The sequence below is a fragment of the Thalassomonas actiniarum genome (assembly GCF_000948975.2).
Classification (GTDB): Bacteria; Pseudomonadota; Gammaproteobacteria; order Enterobacterales; family Alteromonadaceae; genus Thalassomonas; species Thalassomonas actiniarum.
The window spans coordinates 4,343,255-4,366,676 of the sequence record NZ_CP059735.1; the positions used below are offsets into that span (position 1 = coordinate 4,343,255).

Genomic DNA, 23,422 nt, shown 5'->3' on the forward strand with positions numbered 1-23,422 from the left:
ATTCAAGTTTTTTTACGCTTGTTGTTTGTTTGCATAAAAACAAAACAAATAGAGCAAGTTATAGTCAAGTATTACTGGGCAAGACTATCCAGACGCGGTTGAGCCAGCTGTGCCGCCGTACTCGTTGGGTATTCTTCTATCAACTGACGATACAAAACAACGGCCCTGCTCTTGTTATTTTGCTTTTGCGCCACCATGGCCAGCTTAAGCATAGCATCGGCTCGCTTGTTTGACCCTTTGTGTTGATTAACCACAATATCAAATTCTTGCTTGGCCTTATCCAGATCACCTTTATTAAAAAGTAACTGTCCTAACCAGTAATGGGCATTGGCGGCATAGCTTGAATTGGGGTATTTCTTATTGAAGTTGCCAAACTCGGTAATGGCCTGCTGATATTTTTTATCTTTTAATACCAGGTTCACCGCATGGTCGTAGGCTTCGTTTTCGGTCAGATCGCTGCTGTAGTTCACCTGGCCTTGATTGCCGCTGTCGGTAGCAACAATAGAGGCAGGTACCTGGTTGGCGGGTTTAAGCGCTTCGCTGACCCGGCGGTCGAGTTCCTGATACAGTTCCCGCTGACGTTCTAAAACCTGGGTCAGCTGATGGGTATGTAATTCAGTGGCGCCGCGAATTTCATTCACTTCCGTTTGCAGCTCATCGAGTTGCTGCTGAATTCTGACCTGGGCACGGTTCCTGGCTTCAAGTTTACGCTCCAGGTGTGCCATTTTCTCCGATACGCTGCCAGGTGGCAGGCTGCTTGACTGGCTAGTTGCCCCCGATTGCCCGGCATTAACATCGAACACCGGAGCGGGGTCGGCTGCGAATACAGTAGATGTACCCGCAGTCAACATCATGCCTAATAAAACATTATTTAGTTTCATTAACATCCCATATTAGTAGACTAAAACAGCACGACGGTTTTTAGCAAAAGCAGCTTCAGTGCGGTCTTTAACCATAGGCTTCTCTTCACCGTAGCTCACTGTAGTCAGCTGAGAAGAAGCAACACCCATGTTTTCTAAATAAGTTACCACAGACTTGGCACGACGCTCACCCAGGGCAATGTTGTATTCTGGCGTACCGCGCTCATCGGCGTGACCTTCGATTAATACATTCACGTTAGGGTTTTCATTTAAGAATTTTGCGTGGGCATCAAGCAGACGGGCAAAGTCGCTTTTGATGTTGGAAACGTCAAAATCAAAGTAAATAATGTGCTCTGAACGCAGTTGTTCAAGCTGCTCGCGCTTGCGCTGCTCGGCAATTTCTGCGGCGCGCTGTGCGGCTGTTACCTGTACATTGCTCTCTGACGGTGTAGATACCGAAGAGCTGCTGCCGGCATTGGTGTCAACCTGGCTGCTACTGTCTGTGTCTGAACTCGAGCTACATGCAGCTAATGCGAACATAGGCAAAGCAACAGCTAGGCTTTTAACAGTTTTATTCAAGCGCATTTTATTTTTTCCTTATTCTTAAAAAGTAATTTAACTAATATCTGTTACAAAAAAGGCGACCAGGAAGGCGATTTCACTTCCCCGTCTAACGCAGGTAAACGCGCTTTAAATCGACCGTCTACCGATACTAAACTTAACACCTGCCGCTTATGGTGCAAGGTGCTGTAGATGATCATACCGCCATTTGGCGAAATACTCGGCGATTCATCTAACCGGGTTTTTGTCAGTATCTGGAATATTCCAGAATCCAATTCTTGTTTCGCAAGATGATACAGGCCACGGGTTCTGTTTACCATAACCAGTTGATGGCCATCGGGCGTTAAAGAGCCCCCTAAGTTCATTTCGCCATCAAAAGTCAGTCGTCTCACTTTACCATCGACTAAATTTACGCGATATAGCTGAGGTTTACCACCCCGTTCTGAACTAAAAATCAATGAATTACCGTCTGGTGACCAACTTGGCTCGGTATCTATCGCCCGGTGACGGGTGATCCGGCGCAATTGTTTGGTCGCCACTGTCATGGTATAAAGCTCGGGATTGCCGTCTTTTGACAATACCAGCGCCAGCTTTTTACCGTCCGGCGACCAGCGCGGCGCACTGTTGATGCCTTTAAACGAGCTGATCAAGCTGCGCTGGGCGGTATAAATGTCTATGGTATAAATTTGCGCCTGACGATTTTCAAACGTCACATAAGCCAGCTTGTCGCCATTGGGGTGCCACGCAGGCGACATCAGAGGCTCTTTCGAGCTTAACAACACATGTTCGTTATAACCATCATAATCGGCAATTGCCAACTGATAAGGGTATTCGGCTTGATCACGGACAATAACATAGGCAATTTTGGTTAAAAATGCACCGCGGGTGCCGGTCAGTTTTTCATAAATGACATCGCTGATCCTGTGACCGTAACGACGAAACTGATCAGCGCCGATTTCCACGGTTCTGTCATCGAGAATATGATCTGTGGTTTTGATCAAAGAGCCGTTACTCAGCATTTGCGCCTGGCCGCCGGTAACCTGTCCGCGGATCACATCCACCAACTGATAAGAGATCTGGTAGCGGCCGATGGAGGTTTCCTGGATCTTACCCACCACCAGGGCTTCGATACCTTCGCTGGCCCAGGCGGCATAATCGATTTGTTTATCGTCATAAGGGGTTTGCGGAAACTTCATTTCACTGATCGGGCTGAACTTACCGCTGCGCAGTAAATCATCGCTGACCACCTTAGAAATATTTTCCGGTAAAGGCCCGCTGCCGGTCCACTGAAACGGTACTATGGCGATGGGACGGGCGGTATCGGTACCTTCTGTGATCACAATTTCCAGCGTTGCCAGCGACTGCATTGAAAACAACGAGAAAACAAGAGCTAATAGTAATTTAAATTTCATCATTCGCTTCTAAGTTAATGGACTCATAAAGTGTTTTTTCAAACATTAAAATTCAGGTTCAACCGTTAAACTGATAGAACTCATCTGCTTAAAGACCTCGGGATCTTTTGATACCGGCAAGGTCGCCGCTTTGTATATCGCGGTTTTCGCCGCTTCACAAAGGATCCTGTCCCCCTGCCCCGGCACCACGTTAGTCACAAACCCGGATGGTGCAAGACTTATGGTTAATTTACAAGTCTTACCTTCCATTGTACTGCGATCTGTGATCAGGTTACGCTGTATCGTTTGCTTGATCAGCGCCTTAAAGCGGTTAATTTCCGACATCTGCTGCTGCATTCTCGCCTGCTGGCGCGCCGCCATTTCTTCCGCCAGCTGCTGCTCTAATAAACGCTCCTGTTCGGCCCGCTCGCGCGCCTCTTTTTCTTTGCGTAAACGTTCAGCTTCCTTACGTTTGCGCTCGGCCTCCTGCTTTTGTCTGAGCTCTTTCGCCTTTTTCGCCGCGGCTTCTTCTCTTAAGCGTTTGGCTTTAGCGTCGGCAGCAGCTTTTTCCGCTTTTTTCTTTTCCGCTTCCTTACGTTTACGGGCCTTGTCTGCGGCATCCGCCTTGGCTTTGGCTGCAGCAGCGGCTTTATCGGCCTTTTGTTTCTCTACTTCTTTACGTTTGCGCTGATCTTCAAGTTTTTTAATGCGTGCTTCTTCGCGAGAGCGTTTCTTTCTCGCCTCTGCCGCCCGCTCTTCAAGCTCGCGCAGGCGTTTCGCCTCTGCCGCCTTGGCATCGGCTTTTTGTTTTTTCAGCTTGTTGACCTGTTGCTGCAGTTTACTTTTATCAACGGCTACCGCCTTGATAGGATCAACCACGGGCGCCGGTGTTGGTGTCGGCTTAGGGGTCGAGGTAAAATCGCCAAACAACAAAATCAACGCCAGCCCCGCATGCAGGGCAATACTTAACGACCAGGCAACACCATACTTCGGGTTCACGTATTACTTCTCCGTCGAATCTGTCATCAAGCCCACCGAAGGCACGCCCGCCTGCTGCTGCAGCAAGACCATCAACTGGATCACCGCATCATAAGAAACCGCGCCATCGCCGTTGACCACCACCGGCGTATCCGGCTCCAGCTGAAGATGCGCCGCCACTAAAGTCGCCACTTCTTCTGCCGACATCGGCTCATTTTTGCTGGTTCCTACCGCCAGGTAATAATTGCCTTCTCTATCGACAGAAGCCACCAGCGGCGGTTTGCTGTCTTTATCTAACGGCTCGGCATCGGCCTGGGGCAAGTCAACTTTTACCCCCTGAGTGATCAAAGGTGCGGTAACCATAAAAATGATCAGCAATACCAACATCACGTCGATATAGGGCACCACGTTTATTTCGGCGACTTTTCTGCGCCTTACCCTTCTATACATAGGCCGGCCCCTTAAGCTTGCTGCTCAGCGGCTGACTGACGTTGTAAAATACTGGAAAATTCTTCCATAAAGTTGCCGTAGCTGTTTTCCAGGCGCTCAACATGGTAACTGAAACGGTTAAACGCCATGACCGCAGGAATAGCGGCAAATAAGCCCATCGCCGTTGCCACCAAAGCTTCGGCAATCCCCGGGGCCACCATGGCCAGGGTGGCCTGCTTTACCGCCCCCAGGGCAATAAAGGAATTCATGATCCCCCACACGGTACCGAACAAACCGATATAAGGGCTGATAGAGCCGACGGTGGCCATAAAGGGCAAGTTGGTTTCCAGGCTATCCACTTCACGGGACAAGGCCACGCGCATGGCACGGTGGGTGCCGTCGACTACCGCTTGCGGCGTACTTAAACTACTTTTACGCAAACGGGCAAATTCTTTAAAGCCGGCAACAAACAAGCTTTCGATACCGGTAATGTGCTGACGGGCGGAAACTTCGCTGTAAAGTTTACTTAAGTCGGTGCCGCCCCAAAATTTATCTTCAAACGCTTTTAACTGCTGCTGGGCATTGTTGAGGGCATTGCGGCGCTGAAAAATCATCGCCCAACAGGCCACGGAAAAACCCAGTAATACCAACATCACAAATTTAACCAGTAAACTCGCTTGTAAAAATAAATCTAATATCGAAATCTCAGCTGACACGTTCAAACGCTCCTAATATAGCTTGGGGAATAGCACAGGGCCTGGAAATAGTTAAATTTACGCAAGCAACTTGCACCTCGGCTCGGCACAATACTTGTTGCTGCTCATTGATGATCTCTTGTTTAAACACCAGACTGGCGCGTTTTAACCGGCTGATCGAGGAGGTGATGGTCAGTAAATCATCCAACTTTGCAGAAGCAATATTGTCCATTTCAACCCTTCTGACCACAAGGCCCAGTTTTTGTTCTAAAAAATCTGTTTGTTGAAAACCCAGCTCACGTAACCATTCCGTTCGGGCACGTTCAAAAAATTTTAAATAATTGGCATGATAAACAATGCCGCCAGCATCGGTATCTTCGTAAAACACCCGCAACTGAAAATTATTAGTATTATTTGACATCAAAAACGCTATATAAAAGTACGACTTATTATTTAAACAACTTAGCCGACAGTTGCCAAACACGGCTTATCGCCTTGGCGAGCGCTGTGTTTAGATGCTGTCAGCAACATAACCGATTAAAAAATCGCTATGCCATGCATATTTTGCCGCACTATAGTAATAGATAATGGTATTTAGTCACAAGCGCAGATCTCATTTCAATGAAATAAATTCGTAAAAATTATTGTCTTTAAGTTTTTTTCACGAAAATATCAGCCAAAAGCGCTCATCAGTGGGTTTTCACCCATTTTTTAAAGACAGCTTTTTATGCACGAAACTTTCATAATTTTCACAATTCACCGGCTTTTTCTGCATTTTCATGCACACGGCTTTCAAAAGACAAATTTCGCATTAGTTTTTCTAATATATAAATGGTATTTTTTTTAGTTTGCACCTATTAAGTAAAAACTCTAATATACACATGTCTTCTGAGTTAGCGCGGTGATTTTCCCCCCTGGCCAGATACCAAATTGATTAGATTCTCAACCATCTTTTCTCTCTGACATGTTTTATGGAACTGTTAACTTCCTTCTATCAACTTTGTTTGAGTTGGCCCGTATCTCTGATACGGGCTTTTTTTTGCCTTTTTTTCAGACTTTTGTCGTCAAAGCAGGCAAAAGAAACGCGGTTAATCACATAAACGGGATAATGCAGCAGAGGAAAAGAGCGGCTTAGCCGCTATTTCCCTGAATAAGGTAAGCTGTAGAGGTTACCGGGGACGGACTTTACTAAAATGTTGGTAGGCGAGATCTGTGGCTATCCGGCCCCTGGGGGTTCTTTGCAGGTAGCCCTGCTGGATCAGGAAAGGTTCAAGCACATCTTCGATGGTTTCGCGCTCTTCTCCGATGGCGGCGGCAACATTATCCAGGCCAACCGGCCCCCCCATAAATTTATCAATGATCGCCAGTAATAATTTACGGTCCATCAGATCAAAACCTTCGTTATCGACTTCCAACATATCTAATGCGGCAGCGGCGGTTTGCTGGTCGACCTGACCATTGGTTTTAATATCGGCATAATCACGTACCCGGCGCAACAAGCGGTTGGCAATACGCGGAGTACCGCGGGAGCGGCGCGCCACTTCAAAAGCGCCCTGCTCGTCTATTTCCAGGGCAAGAAAATGGGCAGAGCGTTTAATAATCTCGGTTAAGTCCCGGGTATTATAAAACTCCAGCCGCTGTACGATGCCGAACCGGTCACGCAGCGGCGAGGTTAACGCCCCGGCGCGGGTGGTGGCGCCAATTAAGGTAAAAGGCGGCAAATCCAGCTTTATCGACCTTGCTGCCGGTCCTTCGCCTATCATGATATCAAGCTGATAATCTTCCATTGCCGGATATAAAATTTCTTCGACCACCGGGCTTAACCTGTGAATCTCATCTATAAAGAGCACATCATGCTCTTCCAGGTTGGTGAGCAGTGCCGCCAAGTCGCCGGCTTTTTCCAGTACCGGTCCCGAAGTCGTGCGGATATTGACCCCCATTTCATTGGCGACAATATTGGCCAGGGTGGTTTTACCTAAACCCGGCGGGCCAAAAATGAGCAGATGATCCAGGGGTTCACTTCTTTTTTTCGCCGCAGCAATAAAAATTTCCATCTGCTCTTTAACATGCTGTTGCCCGGTATAGTCGGCCAGCATTTTAGGACGGATGGCGCGATCTACCCCTTCATCTTCCAGGGTGGCATCCGCCTGAATTAAGCGATCGGCTTCTATCATAAGATTAATGTATCCTGTTCAAAACTCGTAGCATGGCTAACTTTTTATAACATCGCCTTAAGGGCATCGCGAATAAGGGCTTCGCTGCTTTTGTCGCTGGCAAAAACCGCTTTTACCGCTTTATCCGCCTGGGCCTGGCTATAACCTAAAGACACCAGGGCATTGATGGCATCACCCTTGGCATCACTGACAAAGGTATTGCTCTCCCCTGGCATCAGCGGCATGGCATCGGTAGCAGGCGTCAGCAGATCCGACTGCCAGTCTTTAAGGCGATCGCGCATTTCAATCAGTAAACGCTCGGCGGTTTTTTTACCGACCCCGGGGATTTTTACTATGGTACTGACATCGTCATGGGCAACACAACTGACAAACTGATCCGCCGACATGCCGGATAAAATCGCCAGCGCCAGCTTGGGCCCGACACCGTTGACCTTGATCAGCAAGCGAAACAACTTACGCTCAACCTTGTTGGCAAAACCATATAATAGCTGGGCATCTTCACGTACCACAAAATGGGTATAGATAACGGCTTCATCTTCTAGCTTAGGCAAGGCATAGATACTGGTCATAGGCATAGTCACCTCATAACCGATACCGCCACATTCAATCAGGATTTCAGGCGCTGTTTTTTCCAGCAAAGTACCACGCAGGCGACCGATCACAATTTAACCCTTATTATGTTAACTTTAGTAATAATAAATCTGGGGCCACCTTACCACTAGGTATTTATACAGTAAAGCGGTTATTTCGCGCAAAGCCCTTTATCTTAGCCTGCGGCGTACAGTTTTGGTGACCTTGCCTGCCATTTTACCTAACGCCTCATGGCTGTGGCCGTGGCATAAGGCTACCGCCAGCGCATCGGCGGCATCTGCCTGCGGCGTGCCCGGCAGTTTTAATATCGTCTTAACCATATGCTGTACCTGGGTTTTATCCGCGCCGCCGCTGCCGACCACAGATTGTTTGATTTGCCTGGCGGAATATTCGGCGATATCCAACCCGGCGTTGGTGGCGGCGACAATCGCCGCACCGCGCGCCTGCCCCAGTTTTAACGCCGAGTCGGGATTTTTTGCCATAAACACCTGCTCTATGGCAAACAGATCCGGTTTAAACTGCAGCACCAGCTCGGAAACACCGGCAAAAATTACCTGCAGCCGGGCACCTAAATCATCTCCGGCGGAAATCGCCCGGATACAGCCGCTGCCAAGGTAGGTGAAATGACGCCCTTGTTGTTTGATCACGCCATAACCGGTCAAACGCGAGCCGGGGTCTATTCCTAAAATAATACTCAAGTAATACGCCTTATTTTACTTTTGTTATACGGTTTATCTAATTTGCTAATGTGCCAGGTTGGTCGCAACCTCTTCACTGATCTCGGCATTGGAATGCACTTCCTGGACATCGTCGAGTTCTTCCAGCGCATCCACCAGGCGCATAAATTTCTCTGCGGTATCGGCATCAAGCTCGGCTTTGGTTTGTGGAATTAACGTCACTTCCGCTTCCTGTGAAGTTAAGCCCGCCGCTTCCAGCGCCTGGTTCACGGCAAAAAAATCCCCCGGCTCGGTCAGGACATGAATATGACCATCTTCGAGGGTTAATACATCTTCGGCGCCCGCTTCCAGGGCGGCATCCATGATCTCATCTTCATCATGTTCTTCGCCGTAGATGATCAGGCCTTTTTTATCAAAGAGGTAGGCGACACTGCCGTCTGTGCCCAGGTTGCCGCCACTTTTATTAAACGCATGGCGAACCCCCTGTACCGTGCGTTTAATATTGTCTGTCATGCATTCAACCAGGATCGCCGTGCCGCCCGGCCCATAACCTTCATAGGTAACATCTTCAACAACTTGCCCTTCAAGCTCACCGGCGCCGCGTTTAACATTGCGCTCTATGGTGTCCCGGGTCATATTGGCCCCCAGGGCCTTATCGATTGCCAGCCGTAACCTGGGATTTGAGTCGGGATCTGAGCCCCCTTCCCGGGCAGCAACCGTCAGCTCGCGAATCAGCTTGGTAAATATTTTACCCCGTTTTGCATCCTGGGCCGCTTTTCTATGCCTGATATTCGCCCATTTACTGTGACCTGCCATAAATAAAGTCCCTCTTGCTGTGTTTTACCTTGCCTTCATTAAACAAGGTTAATTTAACAGGGTTAAAAACAAAAATGCAGCTAAAGAATTTCTTTAGCTGCATTTATTACCGGAACCCGGATTAACGCTTTAGCTGATCACTTATCACTCATATCAACGAAGCAGTTAACCCTTAGGCTTAGACCGTCAAACAGAAATCTATTCAGCTTGCTGATCTTCTTTACTTTCTTTCGCTATGGTTTGTACACCAAGCTCAGCCAGCTGGGCAGGATTTGCCTGACCCGGGGCATTGGTTAACGGACACGCCGCCGTTGTGGTTTTCGGGAACGCCATCACGTCACGGATTGAGGTAGCACCTGTCATCAGCATCACCAAACGGTCTAAACCAAAGGCTAAACCGGCATGTGGCGGCGCACCATATTGCAGGGCTTCAAGTAAGAAGCCGAATTTTTCCTGCGCTTCTTCATCACTGATCCCCAGGATACGGAATACCGCCGCCTGCATCTGCTGATCAAAGATACGTACAGAGCCGCCGCCCAATTCACAACCGTTAAGCACCATGTCATAAGCATCTGACAGCGCCGCTGCCGGATCGGCTTCGAGCTGCTCGGCGGTGATACCGGTCGGTGCGGTAAACGGGTGATGCAGTGCATGGTACTGGCCGTCAACTTCTTCAAACATCGGGAAGTCGACCACCCATAACGGCGCCCAGGTATCGCTGACGATATCCAAGTCTTCACCCAGTTTTAAACGTAATGCGCCCAGGGCTTCGGTCACGACATTGTAGTTATCCGAGCCGAAGAAAATGATATCACCGGTTTTCGCCTGGGTACGGTCTAATAAGGCTTTTACCGCATCTTCCGGTAAGAATTTCAGGATAGGCGATTGTAAACCTTCCATACCGGCGTCGATATCGTTCACTTTTAACCACGCCAGGCCTTTAGCACCGTAAATGCCGACAAACTTGCCGTATTCGTCGATGTTCTTACGGGAGAACTTAGTGGCGCCGCCCGGGACACAAATGACCGCAACCCGGCCTTTTTCATCATTGGCAGGGCCTGAGAAGACTTTAAACTCAACATCTTTTAAGATATCGGCAACATCCACCAATTCCAGCGGGTTACGTAAATCCGGCTTATCTGAGCCAAAGCGACGCATGGCATCGGCATAAGACATACGCGGGAAATCGCCCAAGTCCACATCAAGCAAACGCTGGAATAAGTCACGGATCATAGATTCGGTCACTTCCATCACCTGATCGGCGCTCATAAAGGAAGTCTCGATATCTATCTGGGTAAATTCAGGCTGACGATCGGCACGTAAATCTTCATCGCGGAAACATTTCACGATTTGATAATAACGCTCCATGCCCGACATCATCAGCAATTGCTTAAATAACTGAGGCGACTGAGGCAATGCAAAGAAGTTACCTTTGTGGGTACGGCTGGGTACCAGGTAATCACGGGCGCCTTCCGGCGTGGCCGCCGTTAAAATAGGGGTTTCAATATCTAAAAAGCCCTGGGATTCCAGCGACTGACGTACCGCTGAGGTTACCTTGGCGCGAAAACGTAAACGCTCGGTCATTTCCGGGCGACGCAGGTCCAGGTAGCGGTATTTTAATCTTTGCTCTTCGGAGTTATTTTGATGATCATCCAAAGTCAGAGGCAAAGGTGCAGCCTTGTTCAGGATAGTCAGCTCTAAACCTAAAACTTCGATGGCGCCGGTGGCCATATCTTTATTGACTTGTCCTTCTGGGCGCGCACGTACTTTACCTTTTACCTGTACGCAAAATTCATTACGTAAGGTATTGGCTTTTTCCAATACTTCAGGCAGGTCCGGATCGTAAACAACCTGCACCAGGCCTTCACGGTCACGTAAATCCAGGAAGATAACAGCGCCGAGATCCCGGCGGCGGTTAACCCAACCACAAAGTGTTACTTCCTGACCAATATGAGATTCATTCACCTCACCACAATAAAGAGTGCGCATTTATTTTATCCTGCAAATAAGTAGTCATGGTTTCAGGCACGGCAAAGCCTGCCTTAAAAATTGCCGCCATTATACCCAAATGACATGGAAATGCGAGTTTGCAAAACGAGTATCTTAAGTGTTGGCAGCCATTTGCTATAAAAAGCTGCACCTTGGTTTCTCAGCAACGGGGATTTAAGAGGCCGAATGACCTCAGGTAAAACTATAGTGATTTTTTCCCTTACCTTTGACTTTGTACATTAAGGTGTCGGCTACCTTGATCAACTCAGGCTCAGTGGCGCCATCTTCCGGATAAACGGCAATGCCGATACTACAGCCGATATTGACCGTGGCGGCAGATAAGGTAAAAGGCATTTGCGCCTGGTGGATCACTTTATCGGCAATAAAAGCCGCTTCACTTTTATGGTGCAAACCGGTGAGCACCAGGACAAATTCATCGCCGCCAAAACGGGCCACGGTATCGGATTTACGCACGCACAATAATAACCGTTGCGCCAACTGCACTAAAAGTTCATCACCGACATCATGGCCATAGCTGTCATTGACGCCTTTAAAACCATCGAGATCGATAAACAGCACCGCCATCTCCAACTGCTGGCGCTGATGAAAGGCGATGGCGCTGTTTATTTGCTCTTTTAACAACACCCGGTTGGCGAGCCCGGTTAATTCATCATGGGTGGCCATATGATTCATTTGCACTTTCAGCGCCTTGGAGCGGCTGATTTCCACCTGCAGCCGCCGGTTCCACAACATGATCACCAGGATAATAATGAAAATAATAAAACCCGCCTGGGCGGCGACCCGCATCACGACATTTTTGTCAAAACCGGTGTCGATTTCAATACCGAACCAGCGCTCATAAATGTCCTGAACTTTATCCTCGGAAATACTGGCGATGCCTTTATTCACTATCTCTTGCAGTTCGGGCCAGTCTTTACGGATGGCAAGGTGACTGTGTTCGAGATTATGCTCTTCTACCACGGAAATCATCAGGGTGACCATGCTTTCGCGTTTCAGCAATTCTGAGGTTGCGGCAATGGTTTCAATAAAGCCGTCCGCCAGCCCCTGCTGCACCGCCATCAGCCCCTCTTCCACCGTATCCACCAGACGCAGTTTAATATGGGGGTAGTCCTTTTTAAGCCTGCCGATAAGCTGGTAGCCTTTGACGATTGCCAGCTCTTTACCGATAAAATAACGTATGCTGGACTGCTTGCCGATATGGCGCGGATGTAAAATGACCCAGGGCATTTGCCAGTAGGACTGTGAAAAAAGCAACTGGGCTTTTCTTTGCTCGCTGGATTTGGCGCTGGCCACCATATCGACTTGGTTATCTAGCAGGGCCTGGTATAACAGCTGCCAGTTATCAAAAGCCACATAATCAAACTGCACCCCGGCCCGCTCGCTGATCAAATTCAAGACATCGCGGTTAATGCCGCTAAACTCCCCCTGTTTATCGATAAATTCCATCGGCGGCCACTTTTTCACCATGCCCACCTTAACGGTCGGGTATTGCTTGAGCCAGGCCTGCTCTGTGTCATTGAGTTTTACCTGGTATTTAAGCTGTTCGAAATAGGGATATCTTTGCGGGCTGAGCCATTTTTTTTCCAGGGTAATCAATTCTGTTAACGGAATATGGGTAAAACCGTCGCGGATAATTTCCACCAGTTTTTCATTATCGCTGCTCACCAGGGAAGATATTTGCGAGTGAAACACCGGCTCATCGAGCAGGTAAAAAGAAGACTGTAAATTTGCCTGTACCAGCTTCACCCGCATATTTTCGACTTCGCTTATCATGGCATCGAGCAGCCCGGCTTCGCCGTCATTAATCATGTCGCTATGGCTGGTGTAATAGATGAGGTTAAGTCCCGGGTATAACTTAGCCACATCCTGGTGGTAAGGGGCGGTTTTAAAGAGCCCCACCCGCTTGCCGGTTAAGTCTTGCAGGTTTTTCAGGCCCGGTAAGCGATTACTGACATACACCCTGGATTGCACCTTATACAGGGGCCAGGCAGAGAGTAAACCGTCGGGGGCCAGGCCATTGACGGGATAGGCAATATGCACATCCGCCTGATGCTGTTTGACCTTATTTATCGCCCCTTGCATTTCATCGGCAATAAATTCAACTTTGTGGCCGCTGTATTGCGACCACAAGCGCCAGATATCAATAAACAAGCCCTGAGGTTTACCCGAAGGCGATACCGCCATATAGGGAGGCAATAGTGCGGAAAAGGCCAGGGAAAGCACACCTTTTTGCTTATTCATGCCCAGCCATTTACGCTCTATTTTCATCAGTTCCTGCGGCGTAATCTGGCTGAGGCCCTGCTGAATAAAACTAAAAAGTACCGGGTTATTTTTCGCCATCACCGAGCCATAACGTTTATGATCGTAGCTAAGACGTTTATAGGGCGGGAACATGGCAGCAAGTTTGTCGTGATTGGGATAATTTTTCGATAAATTTTCGATCCCGGCAAAAATCCTGACCTCGCCTTTCAGTGCCGCATCATAAAGCTGGTGTCTGCTGGCATAAGGTTTTAATACCAGGCGGGGGTACTGGTTTTGTAAACTCTCCACATGAAGCGAGCCCTTCACCACCCCGACCGCAAAAGGGGTTATTTGCTCAATCGTGCTAACATCGGTTAAATCACGGTGCAGATACAAATGATTGGCTATCAGGTAATTAGGTGAAAAGTAAGCAAAAGTTTTTTCCCTGTCTCTCAGCTGGGCCATGCCCGCATGCAGGGTCACTTCCCCGCTACTCACTTTTGCCAGGGTTTCTTGCCAGCTAAAGGCCAAAAACTCAACGTCTATGTCGAGTTTAGCTCCCCATAAACGCCAGAGGTCAACCGTCAAACCGTCAGGCTGGCCCTGTTCATTGATAAAATGATAGGGATAGGAGGTTTTATTGATGGCCACCGTCACCGGGCCAAGCTTGTCCGGGGTCAAAGATGATGCAGCAAGAGACGGCGAATTTAACGCTTTCGGGCTGATATTTTCAGTGCCGGACACTTGCATTGCCACAGGGGCTTTCGCGAGAACACTACCGGCTCCAAGACCGGATAAAACCGTCAGCACCAACAAAATTATATACAACAAGCGCACTACCACCTTAGACAACAATCTTCGCAACCGGGTAAAGAATAGCTTTAATTTATGCAAAAAAACCAGCCAACACAAGGCTAAAGCAAGAGAATACCGACAACCGGGATAGCGCCGACGCCATCCCGGACAGGGTATTTTCAAGTGGTTTGGCCGGTCAAAATCAGATAAAATACCGGCATTCATTCTACACCAGCGCAAGATAAGATTTGCAAGCATGCAAAAATCAGCAACCGATTTAATTTATTCCAACCCCCATTCCCAGGTGAAAGACTTCACTTTTGATGCCCAGGTAGCGGAAGTTTTTCCGGATATGATCAGCCGCTCCGTACCCGGCTATAACACCATCATAGATACCATAGGCCGATTGAGCCAAAGGTATGTGACTGACAATTCAAACGTTTATGATCTCGGCTGCTCGTTAGGGGCCGCCACCCTGGCGATGCGCCGGGCGATCACCGCCGAGGGTTGCCAGATCATCGGAGTCGATAATTCACCTGCCATGGTCGAGCGCTGTAAAATTCATATCCAGGCGTTTAAGGGTCAAACCCCGGTGGACATCCGCCAGGCCAATATCCAGGAGACAGAGATCGAAAATGCCTCTATGGTGGTGCTCAACTTTACCCTGCAATTTATCGATAAATCAGAGCGCCAGGCGCTGATCAGCAAAATCGCCCGGGGATTAAATCCCGGCGGTATCCTGGTACTGTCTGAAAAAATCACCCAGGACGATAGCGTCAGCCGCGAACTGCTTACCGATTTGCATCATGAGTTTAAAAAAGCCAATGGCTACAGCGAACTGGAAGTGGCGCAAAAGCGCACCGCGCTGGAAAATGTCATGCGCACCGATACCTTAGAAATTCATCACCAGCGTTTAACCCAGGCCGGCTTTAACCATATTACCCCCTGGTTCCAGTGTTTTAACTTTTTCTCATTAGTAGCTATTAAATGACCGCTTTTAATTCTTTTTACCAACAAATCGCCACCAACCGCTTAAGCCACTGGCTCCAGACGTTGCCGGCGCAGTTACATCAATGGCAAAGCCAGCACTTACACGGCGAATACAAGCACTGGCAGAAAACCCTGGATGCCCTGCCCAACACTCAGCCATCGAGTATAGATCTCAGTGGCCGCGTTGCTGCCGGCAGCCGGGACGATATCAATGAAGGCGAATTTAAACGACTCGAGAACCTGCTGAAAAAACTCAAACCCTGGCGCAAGGGGCCTTATCATATTCATGATCTGCATATAGATACCGAGTGGCGCTCCGACTTTAAATGGGATCGCCTCAAACCTTATATCAGCGACTTAAAAGACCGCTATGTCTTGGATATAGGTTGCGGCAGCGGCTATCATTTATGGCGCATGCGCGGCGAAGGGGCAAAATTTGTTGTCGGTATCGATCCCACCCAGCTGTTTTTAATGCAATTTAAGGCAATTCAGCATTTTATCGGTGATGACCAGGTCAACCTGCTGCCGCTTGGCGTCGAGCAGTTGCCCGAACTCAAGGCCTTTGATACCGTTTTCGCCATGGGGGTCTTGTATCACCGCCGCTCGCCGATAGATTTTCTCTACCAGTTAAAATCCCAGCTGGCCAAAGGCGGCGAGCTGGTACTGGAAACCCTGATCGTCGACGGCGATGTCAATACCGTGCTGGTGCCCGGCGAACGTTACGCCAAAATGCGCAACGTCTGGTTTTTACCCAGCAGCGAGGCCATGTGTGCCTGGATGGAGCGCTGTGGCTTTAAAAATGTCCGTATGGTCAATACCGATGTCACCGCCCTGGATGAGCAGCGTAAAACCGAGTGGATAGATACCGAGTCTTTACAGGACTTTCTTGACCCGGACGATCCGAGCAAAACCATCGAAGGCTACCCGGCCCCCAAACGCGGCATCTTTATTGCCAATGTCTAAGCCGGTGGCAGCAGTACATGATTTAGCCGGGACTTAACCGGCTAAACAGTCAATGCCAGAGAAAACAGAAGACGGGACATTATGATAGATAAGATTTTCCGCGCAAAATCCACCCTAGAACAATGGCGTATCCTGCAATCCGTCGTCGATTATGGCGGTTATGCCAAGGCCGCCGAAAAGCTCAATAAGAGCCAGTCCTCCCTGAACCATGCCGTGGCTAAATTGCAAAACCAGCTGGGTATTACCCTGCTGGAAGTCAAAGGCAGAAAAGCTTATTTAACCAGTGCCGGAGAGACCATGTTGCGCCGCTCCCGGCAGATCATGCAGGATATCGAAGCACTGGAATCGCTGGCGCAAACCCTGGATAAAGGCTGGGAGCCGGAAATTATCCTCGCGGTAGAAATCCTCTATCCAAAAAATCACTTATATCAGATATTGAATGATTTCTTACCGCAAAGCCGCGGCAGCCGGTTAAAAATTCGAGAAGAAGTGATCTCCGGCAGTGTCGAAGCGGTAAAAACCAAGTCTGCCGATATAGTGATCACCAACATAGTCCCGCAGGGCTATTTACCCAATACCCTGTGCAATGTCAGCATGATAGCCGTATGTGCCAGCGATAACCTGGCTATCGCACAGACACCGGTAAAACAGGAAGAATTAGCCAGTAATTTACAGATAGTGATCAGCGAAACCGGGGTGACCAAAAATGAATTGGGCTGGTTAAAGGCGGAACAGCGCTGGACGGTTTCCAATTTCCATGAGGCGGTAGCCATTTTAAAAACCGGTATAGGGTTTTGCTGGTTGCCGACAGCCATGGCCACCCCTTTGCTGGCAAGCGGAGAACTAAGAAAAATAACCATTACCGACCATCACCACAGGGAAGTCCCTATGCATTTAGTGCTGCCGGACAGGGACAGCGCCGGACCGGGTACTTTACTGCTGGAGCAGCTGTTTTATCGCCATCACGGGCTATTTTCCGAATCTGAGTAAAGCAGTTCCCTTTACCTGTATCGCCAGTTATTCCAGATAATTATCCAGAATACGTTGGTAAGTACCATTTGCCTTGATCTCTGTTATCCCCAGATCAAATTTATCGCGAATTTCTTGAGATTTAAAACCGGCGGAATAAAACCTTTCCTTAAAAATATAATGCACATCCACCGGCTGTAAATACTTGCCGGAGCGGTGATTATGGAGAAAATATTTAAAAATATTAATATCGAGAATAATCACCTCGGTTTTACCCGTATACATCATTTCAATTTGCTCCAGCTGCAGCGCCACCTCCCGGTAGTTAAGGGAATAGGCGATAGCATCCCCGTACCTGCTTCCGAGGTATTTTTTCGCATTCTGAAAAGCGATGATGTTTTTTCCGGTTAAATCTTCAATAACCTTCAGGGACAGCCCCAGGCTTGCCAGGCTGACGGCGACATTTTGATAAGTAATATAAGGCTTGGAAATGTATGCCCCTTCTGACTTGAAGTTATGGGGGACGGTAATAATGCCGTCGACATTCCAGCGCTGGAAACCACTGATATTACGCCCTAGCGGCATATGGATAAACTGGGGAATAATTCGCTGGGTTAAAAAAGCGGCTTTAATGATATCGAGCTGTAAGCCGGAGTTTTGCTCCTGGATAATGAATGGCGGTTTAGACAAGCCGGTGATCAGCTCCACCATAGTGCTTTTTGGCTCGTCCGCATCAGGCTCCTGCAGCTGCGATTGCTCAACGGGTATCGTACTAACGCCAGGTGATTCGTCCTCACCGTCACTGCTTGGACAAAAGAACATGATGGCAACAACACCAAGACAGATGAAAAATAACAGCCATTTATTCAAAAAAAATACCCCAAACGTGTATTTATTCATTGGATAGTTGCACAAAACGATGAAAATTAAGTAATGTAGTTAACAACAACATTTGCAGACACTATCTATACCCCAACAACTTATGGCTGCCAGCTTCAATACCAAGTTAAGACCTGCCATCTCCCTTGCCCGGGTATATTATGCAGTAAAGATGATCAGCGAGAGTTAGTCAAATCAGGAGCACTATGAATCAAATATGGACAGAAAGACGCCAGCCCAGTCTCAGTAAACGCCAGCATGATCACCGCAGTCCCTTCCAGCGGGACCGGGCCAGGATCCTGCATTCTGCCGCTTTTCGCCGCCTGCAATCGAAAACCCAGGTGATGAGCAGCGGCCAGAGTGACTTTTACCGCACCCGGCTGACCCACTCGCTCGAAGCGGCCCAGATAGGCTCGGGCATCACCGCGCAACTGCGCTCCAAATACCCGGAGCAAACGGCGCTTTTACTGCCCAGCGATGACACCCTGATAGAATCCATCTGTTTGGCCCATGATATCGGCCATCCGCCGTTTGGCCACGGCGGTGAAGTGGCGCTGCATTATATGATGAAGGGCCACGGCGGTTTTGAGGGTAACGGCCAGACTTTCCGTATCGTCGCCCGGCTTGAGCCCTTTAGCGAACGTTTCGGCATGAACCTAACCCGGCGCACTTTGCTCGGCCTGCTCAAATACCCGCAAACCATAGACAACCTCAAACGGGAGGAGACACCGGCTTTTCCGGATAATTTCCGCCAGTTAAATGCCCGCGACTGGCATCCCCCCAAAGGTATTTACCAGGATGATGACGATATTCTCGACTGGGTGTTATTACCCCTGTCCGCCAAAGATAAAAGCCTGTTTCAACAGTTTAAGGAGAAAAACGGCCAGCACCATAAAACCCGGTTTAAGTCTTTTGACTGCTCGGTGATGGAGCTCGCCGATGATATCGCCTACGGCATCCATGATCTTGAAGACGCCATTGTCACCGGCATCGTCAGCCGCAATGATTTTGAGCAGCATGTTATCGAAAAACTCACCCGGGTCGATGATGCCTGGATACAGGAGTTCAGTCAGGGGCTGACAGACAAACTGTTCAGCGACAAACAATATCTGCAAAAAGATGCCATCGGCGGCCTGGTCAATTACCTGATCACCGCCATAGAGTTGCACGACATCAATGATAACGGCGAGGTGCAGTTTCAGGAAACCCTGCTCAGGTTTAATGCGGTATTGCCCAGCACCACAGCCGAGGTATTGCAAATCTTTAAAGACTTTGTTTTTCAATATGTCATACGGCAAACCTCGATACAGAGGCTGGAATATCGCGGCCAGCAAATCGTGATGGAATTATTCGAGGCCCTGGCTTCAGATCCGCAGCGTTTGTTACCCGCCAATACCGCCAGGCGCTGGCTCGAAGCCAGTCATAACTATGATAATCCCCACAGGGTGATTGCCGATTATGTCGCCGGCATGACCGACGATTACGCTACCCGCCTCTACCAGACACTGTTTGTGCCAAGGGCATAACAGCAAGCCCATAGCCGGGGAGTGCAACCCCGGCTAAATATTGGCCATCCGCCTTAATCCCGGCTATTGCCAAATGCCAGCACCACAGAAAAATGTGCCTTTTCCTGCTTGACGGTCAAGGCCCAGTTCAGGCGCTGGCAGATTTTCTTCGCCATCACCAGGCCTAAGCCGTAACCGTAATCCCGGGGATCGCAGTTTTCCATCAGCCCGACATCGTTTTCGATTGCCAGTTCCTGGGGCTGTATATGAAAATGGATAAAGGTATCGGCGTATTGGCCGGCATTTTTGATCAACTGGCACAACAATAACTTTACTAAGGCATCATGGCTTGTCAGCACAAGGGATTCACGGGCAAAGCTAAATTCCTGTTTTAGCCCTTCGGGCAACAAGGCATGGCTGAGTTGCCGGATTAACCCCGCCAGCTCTATGGTTTCCTCCTGCTGCCCGGAGTCAAGCCATAGCTGCAGCACGGCGGCACTGATCTGGTTAAGATCTTCACTGAGCTGTTTGACATCCTCAATGATTTCCACCGAGGCATAGGGCAAATCATCGAGCTGATCGAGCAGCGCCAGGTTGGTATTAAGTTTTGACAGCGGCTGGCGGATTTCATGGCTGAGAAAATTGGCAAACTCCCGCTCCCGTTTGATCACTTGCTGTTTTTCCCGGTAATGGTGTTTCACCGACTGCAGCGCCTGGTCAAAGTCACGGATCATCAAGGGCGGCAGCTTTTGCCCCAAGGCGGTTTCTTGCTCTGCCAGCGGATCTTTAAGATGTAAAGACAACAGTTTCAGCTGGGATTTCAGCCGGTAGATCACCAGCAGGATCACCACCAAAACCGCGGCAAAGGCCAGCAGGCCAACCAGCAGAAATAACGGCGCCAGGTTAACCGTCTCGCTTTTATCAAAGCGGTGCAGCAGGTAAAACACCGGCTGGGATGCCTGCTGCTGATAGGCAAGAAAATAGATATCCTGCTCCCGGGTTTCAATAAACACCGGGCTGTTCACTTGCCCGGGACGCCAGTGACGTTCAACTTGCTCCCGGATAAAGGCAGGGATCTGCCGGTAATCACGGTAAAACTCCCGAAAGCCGCTATTGAGGATGTCCGGCGCTATGCCCTCCTGCTCAAGGAAGAGGGCATTTTCGGCATCTTCAAACAAATAAAACTCTGCGGTACCGTCGAGGGCAAAAAAGTAACCGGCGCGGGAAATAAAAAACCATAACAGCACAATCACAGCAACACTGCCGAGCAAACGCCAGGCAATATAATGTACCAGCGAGCGGCGCTTATGCCCCCTGGCTAAAGCAGGTGTTCCCTGCTTATGCACATCAGTCTGCTTCACGTAACGCCACTCCCTGTTTCGGGGCTATGCTCAGCAAGGCAGCCTCATGCTTGCGGCTGATATTATTGCGCAAGCGCGAGATCAGAGACTTGTACATATCATTGCTGGCATCGGTATCTGTCCAAATGGTCGATAAGATGGTGGCTTTGGGGACATAGGCCGGGCTGGTGCGGCATAACAGCGCCAGCAGCTGCCATTGCTGGGGAGACAGGGTGATCGCCCGCCCTGCCCTTTGGATGATTTTTTCGGAGAAATTCACCTGCAGATCTGCCAGGGTAAAAGTATCGGCATTCTCCGGCTGTTTTCGCGCCAGCAGCTTTAACCGTATCGCCAGCTCCGCCATGGCAAAAGGTTTGGTCAGGTAATCCAGGGCGCCGGCTTCAAAGGCGGCAACTTTATCTTCCAAAGCGGATTGTCCCGTTAAAAACAAGATCGGGATCTGCGGTAAGGTGTTTCTGAGTGTTTTTGCCAGCGCCACCCCATTGCCGTCGGGTAAATTCATATCCAGGATGACGGCATCATAAACCGCCTCCGGGGCCGAAGCGGCATCTTCACTGATGGCCAGGGCCTGCCTGATGCCGGCGGCATAATCGACTTCTATGCCTTCATTTTCCAAAAAATTAATGGTCTGCTGGGCTAACTTGCTATCATCTTCAACAAAAAGCACTATCATATCGGGATTAACATTCGCGAAATATTGTCTTCAATGGCGTTACTATAACAAGATGTCGTGCCAGCGGTTACCTTTTCGTTACCCGGGGTTTGCTAAATTGGCTTTTCACTTCAGGAGCAAGCAATGAAAGAGCGTTTTATGAACTTAGCAACTTGTCTGTTAGCCATGTCTTTAAGTGGCTGTAGCGGCGAAAACGGCGCCGACCCCCAGCAAACGGTCACACCGTCAACTTCCGTTAAGGAGCAGCTGGCCAACACTGTTTTTACCAACGGTAACATCTATACCGTCAACCCCGAGCAGCCAAGCGCCCAGGCGCTGGCATTGAAAGACGGGGAAATCATCTTTGTCGGCGACGACAGTCAGGTACAGAATTTTATCGGCGACAATACCCGGGTCATCAATTTACAGGGAAAAATGATGATGCCGGGGATCCACGATGTCCACATGCACCCGTTAGAGTCCGGCTCGGACACCACCCATTTTAGCTTAAACGAAGCAGAAACGGATGTGGAATATTTTATCGATGATATCATAGACGCCGCCGCCAGAAATCCGCAGGCCAGCTGGCTGGTGGGCTACGGTCATACCATAGAAGCGCTGCTCAATGCCGAGCGTAACCCGAGGGAAATCCTTGATGATGCCGTAGCGGACCGCCCGGTGATCATTATGGAGCAGACTTCCCATTCCATGTGGGTCAACTCCAAAGCACTGGCGCTGGCCAATATTAGTGCCAGCAGCCAGGATCCCATCGGCGGCGTGATCAGCCGGGACAGCTTCAACCGTCCCGACGGCATCCTATACGATAATGCCGGTGATATTGTCATGGAAATCGCCATCAACGCACAAAACGATGCCGCCGCTAAAGACTACCGGGGCTTTGTCGAATATACCCAGCCCGAACTCAATAAACACGGTATCACCGCCATCAGCGACGCCCGTACCTACTGGCAGCGAAATCATCTCAACACCTGGCAGGAGCTGGCGAAAAACAATGAGCTGAGCCTGCGCGTCAGCCTGGGCCTATGGGCCTATCCCGAGGCCAATGACGCCACGCAAATTACCCGGCTGCTTGATATGTACCAGGCAAACCCTGCCAGCTTATTAAAGGTGAACCAGGTAAAATTTTATATGGACGGTATTTTAAACAATACCACCGCAGCCCTGCATCAGCCTTATGAAATCGATCTGTTGGGCCTGCATGGCAATAAAGGCTTAAATTATTTCACCCCGCAGCGGCTGGAAAAATACCTTAAGGCGCTGGAGCCGGCAGGCTTTGATTTTAATATCCACGCCATCGGCGACAGGGGCATTAGCGAAGCGCTCGATGCCATCGAAAATGCCTCAAACGGCAAGGCACGCCACCGCCTGACCCATTTGGAAATCATGGATCCCAAAGACTACCCGCGCTTTGCCGCATTAAATGTCATTGCCGACGCCCAGGTGGCGGGTGAATTTACCAAACCGCAGCACTGGCAGGAAAACATTGACTATATCGGCGCCGAGCGCGCCGACGATATCATCCCCATCGGCTCTTTGCTGGATAATAACGCCAGGCTGACCCTGAGCAGTGACTGGAATGTCAGCACCTTTAATCCTTTTGTCGGCATTGCCAATGCGATTACCCGCACGCCGCAGGCCATTTCACTATCCGATGCCATCCTGGCCTATACCCTCAACGGCGCTTACGCCATGCGCCAGGACGACATTACCGGTTCGATCGAAGTAGGCAAGCGGGGAGATTTGATTGTACTTGACCGGGATTTATTTAATGCCTCTGCCGCACAAATTAAAAACACCCAAGTGGAAATGACCTGGTTAGACGGCGAACTTATCTACCAAAGATAAGTTCACTCATGCCCTGTCC

General features: G+C 49.3%; 21 protein-coding genes. 5 read left to right on the plus strand and 16 right to left on the minus strand.

Annotated features, from left to right (window positions below):
• Positions 1-71: 71 nt before the first annotated feature.
• From ybgF to SG35_RS18915, 13 genes are all read right to left on the minus strand, one after another.
• Complete coding sequence (ybgF, locus tag SG35_RS18855) at positions 72-881, minus strand: tol-pal system protein YbgF (RefSeq protein WP_053043126.1); 810 nt, start codon at positions 879-881, stop codon at positions 72-74.
• A 12-nt stretch (positions 882-893) separates the two neighbouring features.
• Positions 894-1,445, minus strand: a complete 552-nt coding sequence (gene pal / locus SG35_RS18860) for a peptidoglycan-associated lipoprotein Pal (protein ID WP_044833603.1) — start codon at positions 1,443-1,445, stop codon at positions 894-896.
• A 44-nt stretch (positions 1,446-1,489) separates the two neighbouring features.
• Complete coding sequence (gene tolB, locus SG35_RS18865; RefSeq protein WP_420794542.1) at positions 1,490-2,836, minus strand: Tol-Pal system beta propeller repeat protein TolB; 1,347 nt, start codon at positions 2,834-2,836, stop codon at positions 1,490-1,492.
• A gap of 42 nt (positions 2,837-2,878) precedes the next feature.
• The gene (tolA, locus tag SG35_RS18870; protein ID WP_044833601.1) at positions 2,879-3,811 is read right to left on the minus strand and encodes a cell envelope integrity protein TolA; all 933 of its coding nucleotides are present in this window, start codon (positions 3,809-3,811) and stop codon (positions 2,879-2,881) included.
• Positions 3,812-3,814: 3 nt separating this feature from the next.
• Entirely contained in the window at positions 3,815-4,240 is a 426-nt protein-coding gene (gene tolR, locus SG35_RS18875; protein ID WP_044833600.1) for a protein TolR, read from the minus strand.
• An 11-nt stretch (positions 4,241-4,251) separates the two neighbouring features.
• On the minus strand, positions 4,252-4,935 hold the full coding sequence (gene tolQ, locus SG35_RS18880; protein WP_044833599.1) for a protein TolQ: 684 nt from the start codon (positions 4,933-4,935) through the stop codon (positions 4,252-4,254).
• On the minus strand, positions 4,925-5,335 hold the full coding sequence (gene ybgC / locus SG35_RS18885; protein ID WP_044833598.1) for a tol-pal system-associated acyl-CoA thioesterase: 411 nt from the start codon (positions 5,333-5,335) through the stop codon (positions 4,925-4,927). Before ybgC ends, tolQ begins: the two co-directional genes overlap by 11 nt.
• 748 nt (positions 5,336-6,083) lie before the next feature.
• On the minus strand, positions 6,084-7,088 hold the full coding sequence (gene ruvB, locus SG35_RS18890) for a Holliday junction branch migration DNA helicase RuvB (RefSeq protein WP_044833597.1): 1,005 nt from the start codon (positions 7,086-7,088) through the stop codon (positions 6,084-6,086).
• Positions 7,089-7,132: 44 nt separating this feature from the next.
• Positions 7,133-7,750, minus strand: a complete 618-nt coding sequence (gene ruvA, locus SG35_RS18895; protein WP_044833596.1) for a Holliday junction branch migration protein RuvA — start codon at positions 7,748-7,750, stop codon at positions 7,133-7,135.
• Positions 7,751-7,849: 99 nt separating this feature from the next.
• Positions 7,850-8,377, minus strand: a complete 528-nt coding sequence (ruvC, locus tag SG35_RS18900) for a crossover junction endodeoxyribonuclease RuvC (RefSeq protein ID WP_044833595.1) — start codon at positions 8,375-8,377, stop codon at positions 7,850-7,852.
• A 45-nt stretch (positions 8,378-8,422) separates the two neighbouring features.
• On the minus strand, positions 8,423-9,172 hold the full coding sequence (locus SG35_RS18905; protein ID WP_044833594.1) for a YebC/PmpR family DNA-binding transcriptional regulator: 750 nt from the start codon (positions 9,170-9,172) through the stop codon (positions 8,423-8,425).
• Positions 9,173-9,370: 198 nt separating this feature from the next.
• Positions 9,371-11,161 (minus strand): aspartate--tRNA ligase, encoded by a 1,791-nt coding sequence (gene aspS / locus SG35_RS18910; protein ID WP_044833593.1) that lies wholly within the window; start codon positions 11,159-11,161, stop codon positions 9,371-9,373.
• Positions 11,162-11,353: 192 nt separating this feature from the next.
• Positions 11,354-14,254, minus strand: coding sequence for a transporter substrate-binding domain-containing protein (locus tag SG35_RS18915; protein ID WP_160298314.1), 2,901 nt, complete (start codon positions 14,252-14,254; stop codon positions 11,354-11,356).
• A gap of 220 nt (positions 14,255-14,474) precedes the next feature.
• Between SG35_RS18915 and cmoA the strand changes: the two genes are divergently transcribed.
• The 3 genes from cmoA (at position 14,475) to SG35_RS18930 (ending at position 17,161) form a co-directional block, all read left to right on the plus strand.
• Positions 14,475-15,209 carry a carboxy-S-adenosyl-L-methionine synthase CmoA gene (cmoA, locus tag SG35_RS18920; protein ID WP_044833592.1) on the plus strand — a complete coding sequence of 245 codons (735 nt, stop codon included), beginning with the start codon at positions 14,475-14,477 and terminating at the stop codon, positions 15,207-15,209.
• On the plus strand, positions 15,206-16,171 hold the full coding sequence (cmoB, locus tag SG35_RS18925) for a tRNA 5-methoxyuridine(34)/uridine 5-oxyacetic acid(34) synthase CmoB (RefSeq protein ID WP_044833591.1): 966 nt from the start codon (positions 15,206-15,208) through the stop codon (positions 16,169-16,171). The genes cmoA and cmoB overlap by 4 nt, the downstream gene beginning before the upstream one ends.
• 81 nt (positions 16,172-16,252) lie before the next feature.
• Positions 16,253-17,161, plus strand: coding sequence for a LysR family transcriptional regulator (locus tag SG35_RS18930; protein WP_476470232.1), 909 nt, complete (start codon positions 16,253-16,255; stop codon positions 17,159-17,161).
• A gap of 27 nt (positions 17,162-17,188) precedes the next feature.
• Here the strand turns inward: SG35_RS18930 and SG35_RS18935 are convergent, their stop codons facing one another.
• Positions 17,189-18,010: a substrate-binding periplasmic protein gene (locus tag SG35_RS18935; RefSeq protein WP_160298313.1), complete on the minus strand. Its 822-nt coding sequence runs from the start codon at positions 18,008-18,010 to the stop codon at positions 17,189-17,191.
• Positions 18,011-18,225: 215 nt separating this feature from the next.
• On the opposite strand from SG35_RS18935, the gene SG35_RS18940 reads away from it, so the two are divergent.
• The gene (locus SG35_RS18940; RefSeq protein ID WP_044833589.1) at positions 18,226-19,545 is read left to right on the plus strand and encodes an anti-phage deoxyguanosine triphosphatase; all 1,320 of its coding nucleotides are present in this window, start codon (positions 18,226-18,228) and stop codon (positions 19,543-19,545) included.
• 53 nt (positions 19,546-19,598) lie between these two features.
• Here the strand turns inward: SG35_RS18940 and SG35_RS18945 are convergent, their stop codons facing one another.
• Together SG35_RS18945 and SG35_RS18950 are read right to left on the minus strand one after the other, a co-directional pair.
• Positions 19,599-20,885 (minus strand): sensor histidine kinase, encoded by a 1,287-nt coding sequence (locus SG35_RS18945; protein WP_152646667.1) that lies wholly within the window; start codon positions 20,883-20,885, stop codon positions 19,599-19,601.
• Positions 20,872-21,558 carry a response regulator transcription factor gene (locus SG35_RS18950; RefSeq protein ID WP_044833587.1) on the minus strand — a complete coding sequence of 229 codons (687 nt, stop codon included), beginning with the start codon at positions 21,556-21,558 and terminating at the stop codon, positions 20,872-20,874. Before SG35_RS18950 ends, SG35_RS18945 begins: the two co-directional genes overlap by 14 nt.
• Positions 21,559-21,681: 123 nt before the next feature.
• Between SG35_RS18950 and SG35_RS18955 the strand changes: the two genes are divergently transcribed.
• Complete coding sequence (locus tag SG35_RS18955; protein ID WP_044833586.1) at positions 21,682-23,403, plus strand: amidohydrolase; 1,722 nt, start codon at positions 21,682-21,684, stop codon at positions 23,401-23,403.
• Positions 23,404-23,422: the final 19 nt, after the last annotated feature.